This is a genomic window from Paraburkholderia atlantica (genome assembly GCF_009362785.1).
In the GTDB taxonomy this organism is placed as follows: Bacteria; Pseudomonadota; Gammaproteobacteria; order Burkholderiales; family Burkholderiaceae; genus Paraburkholderia; species Paraburkholderia atlantica.
The window spans coordinates 1-3,097 of sequence record NZ_WHNQ01000142.1 but is presented as its reverse complement, the minus strand read 5'-3'; the positions used below and the strand labels follow the sequence as shown (position 1 = coordinate 3,097).

Sequence of the window (3,097 nt, the reverse complement as noted above, 5' to 3'; positions counted from 1 at the left end):
AATGCCGATTGCGAGACGCCGATCAAGGTCCGTCAGATCAAGTACCTGAACAACATTGTCGAACAGGACCATCGGGCTATCAAACGCCGGACCCGGCCGATGCTGGGATTCAAGAACTTCCACCGTGCGAGGGTCATTCTCGGCGGCATCGAGGTAATGCACATGATCAGGAAAGGACAGATGAAATGTGCGGGCAAAGACCCGTCGCCTGCTTCCCAGCAGTTTTACTCCCTTGTGTCATAAGCAATACTTATCATATCGACATTTCTCGTCCCGACACCCTTACTGCAACAGAACCGCGGAAAGAGCCCCCCTTGCGGTGCACTCATGAGCGGCGCGCGGTGGGTGCGTCGCGATCGCACGGTCTGTCGCTCAAAATAGCCGAAAGGCTGTTGCGGGTCACGCCGTCAACAACAGTCGGAAACGGTCGTCATCCGTCTGAGTTGCCACTCCCGTAAGTTCGTCGGCCAGTGGCCGTACCTACGCCGATTGCGAACTTCCGTCGACGGGACCCAGCCTGGACGTAATGCAGGTCGTTCAGACGCACGGTGCTCCCTGAATTCAGAAATTCGAACCTTGAGCGGGCGCCGTTTGGCATAGAGGAATACGCGCAGCTGACAAAAAAAAGCGTCAGCCTGACAGAGCCGACGCGCAAAAGGGGAACCCGCGATCAGCGGGTTCGCGCTCATTTCATCCCGCAAACAAGTTTTAAGCAAATGATACATCCATCGCCAGTCGGGGCGAAGATCATGCTTGCGGCAGAACCTCGACTACGGGCGCCGTAGTTTTTGTGTCACGCAACCTGACTGGTCCTGTGCATCACGTGCCCGAACCATCATTTTGGATTCAAACGCCCCTATCCATAAACGCGTTCGCTGACTGTAAATGATGTCCCTTCGACGAGGTAAAGCCTATGTGCGTGCGCAAGGAGGGGGACCTGCGCATGCATCAGATCGAATTCTTGACGTAAGTCCGGATGCTTCGGACCGGCAACCGATGAGGCCTGAGGTGTTTCACCACCTGTCCCCCAAAGAGCGCGCGGTCCTTGGCGGGACGTACACTTTATGCGAACAGATGTTGCGCTCCAGATCGGGGGCGCCTACTATTATCAGACAAACTGAGTTGTCGTTTACCCTTCTGAACGATCGTGCGGAAAACTGGCGAACCGTCCCTCTGAAAATCTTCAGACGCCTTTACTGGCGAGGGGCGCGCCCGTATGTGTGCAGGTGGAAGACCACCGTTCGAATACAATCGAAAGAAAAATGTTAAATCCCGCATTTGGATTGTGCGGAGGGTGACACCTTAAGATGAATTCCCTGGCGCGCAGCCGGCATCCGGGTAGCGTGACACGCGCACCGGCACCTTTCGCGGGTCACGGTGGTCACGCGAGAACGGTTGAGCTTTCCAGCAAATTGACACCTATCAACAGGAGACAATGATGCTGAGTCCTCATGAGTTCGCAACCTTGATGCTGGTCAAGGACGCGCCCGATCAACTCGGGCTGGATCGTGCAGATCTGTGATATTTTGCTCGAACACCTCTGCGCCCGGCAAGCAATGAAGTTCCTTATCATCGGAATAAGTGAGCCGGGAATACAATCGGCACTACTAGGAATCATACTGATGGGTGCAATACGCGGTTCGCATTGCACCCACCAGCCCATCTACACGACCACCGCGCGCCCCATTTCTATCCGATTGATCGGAAAGGCGCCGGCCAATTTTTGGGAGGTTCGCAATGAATCCATCAACCCCGGAACAGCTTGCTGCAGCCCAGAAGGCCCACCTTGACACCGCTTACGGGCTGGCCACCAAGGTAGTTGAAGGGGCGGAACGGCTGACCGAACTGAATCTGAAAACGATCCAGTCGACGTTGGCGGAAGCCCACCAAAACGCACTGAAGGCCTTCTCCATCCAGGATCCGCAAGCATGGCTCGCGCTACAAGCCGCTTTCGTTGCGCCGACGGCAGAAAAAGTGCAGTTGTACAGCCGTCAGCTGTTCGAGATTGTGTCAGCCACCCAGGGCAGATTCGCGCAGGTCGCGCAGGCGCAATACGAAGCGTACAACCTCCGGGTACAAACGCTCGTCGAGGACTTTGCCAGAAGCTCACCAGCGGGTTCCGAAGCCGCCATCGCCGGATGGAAGTCGGCGATTGACGCCACCCATACGCTGATCGAAACCCTGCAGAAAACCAGCCAGCAGGCGGTGCAGGTTGCCGAAAGCAGCCTTAACGCCGCCGCGACCGCCGCATCGAAGACTGCCCGGCGCACTGCCGAGCAAGCGTCGGCGAGCGCCAGGCGATAACCGCCGACGCGGGCCTGACGCCCCCGTCGGTCAGTTGCAGCATACAAAGGATTCCTGTTGATAGCGGCATGTCTGAACGGCAATCGGGCGGACTTCGCAGTTCTGCATGAGCGAGGATCGCCTCCCTTTTACCGGAGACAAGTGAAATGACGAAGCAGGTTGCCCTGGTCACAGGCGGAACGGGAGGACTCGGTGAGGCGATCAGCATCAGACTGCACGACGCCGGGGTATTTCCGGTTCAGCCTGAGCCTGCGCGACGTTGAGGAGTTGCTGCTCGAGCGTGGTGTTGTAGTCACGTATGAGACGATCCGTTGCTGGTGCGAGAAGTTCGGCGCCAGATTCGCCCAGTGCGCCAAGGCCGCGCGGCGCAAGCCGGGGTTCTGTTGCAGTAAGGCCCACGTTAAAATTGGGTAGCGAATTTTTGAGCTGTGCGATGAAGAAGACGAAGACACCGCGAACCACACTCACGCCGGGCCGGGCCAAGGTCCTGAAGCGGGTTCTGTTGCAGTAAGGGTGTCGGGACGAGAAATGTCGATATGATAAGTATTGCTTATGACACAAGGGAGTAAAACTGCTGGGAAGCAGGCGACGGGTCTTTGCCCGCACATTTCATCTGTCCTTTCCTGATCATGTGCATTACCTCGATGCCGCCGAGAATGACCCTCGCACGGTGGAAGTTCTTGAATCCCAGCATCGGCCGGGTCCGGCGTTTGATAGCCCGATGGTCCTGTTCGACAATGTTGTTCAGGTACTTGATCTGACGGACCTTGATCGGCGTCTCGCAATCGGCATT

Annotated in this window: 3 protein-coding genes and 2 pseudogenes; 4 read left to right on the top strand and 1 reads right to left on the bottom strand. The window is 56.9% G+C overall.

Features of this window, described 5'->3' with window-relative positions; genetic code table 11:
* The 4 genes and pseudogenes from GCT19_RS41455 to GCT19_RS41440 form a co-directional block, all read left to right on the top strand.
* On the top strand, window positions 1-243 hold a 243-nt coding region (locus GCT19_RS41455; protein ID WP_152855053.1), incomplete at its 5' end, for a DDE-type integrase/transposase/recombinase.
* A 1,494-nt stretch (window positions 244-1,737) separates the two neighbouring features.
* Window positions 1,738-2,304, top strand: coding sequence for a TIGR01841 family phasin (gene phaP, locus GCT19_RS41450; RefSeq protein ID WP_018438482.1), 567 nt, complete (start codon window positions 1,738-1,740; stop codon window positions 2,302-2,304).
* 146 nt (window positions 2,305-2,450) lie between these two features.
* Window positions 2,451-2,531 (top strand): annotated as a pseudogene (locus tag GCT19_RS44245) (beta-ketoacyl-ACP reductase); the annotation flags it as partial.
* Window positions 2,497-2,650: pseudogene (locus GCT19_RS41440) on the top strand (IS6 family transposase); the annotation flags it as partial. The pseudogenes GCT19_RS44245 and GCT19_RS41440, both read left to right, overlap by 35 nt.
* 204 nt (window positions 2,651-2,854) lie before the next feature.
* Here the strand turns inward: GCT19_RS41440 and GCT19_RS41435 are convergent.
* On the bottom strand, window positions 2,855-3,097 hold a 243-nt coding region (locus GCT19_RS41435; protein ID WP_152855053.1), incomplete at its 5' end, for a DDE-type integrase/transposase/recombinase.

Bases quoted from the DNA above. Each gene is read 5' to 3' on its own strand.
- phaP (WP_018438482.1), top strand. From the start codon at position 1,738: ATGAATCCATCAACCCCGGAACAGCTTGCTGCAGCCCAGAAGGCCCAC.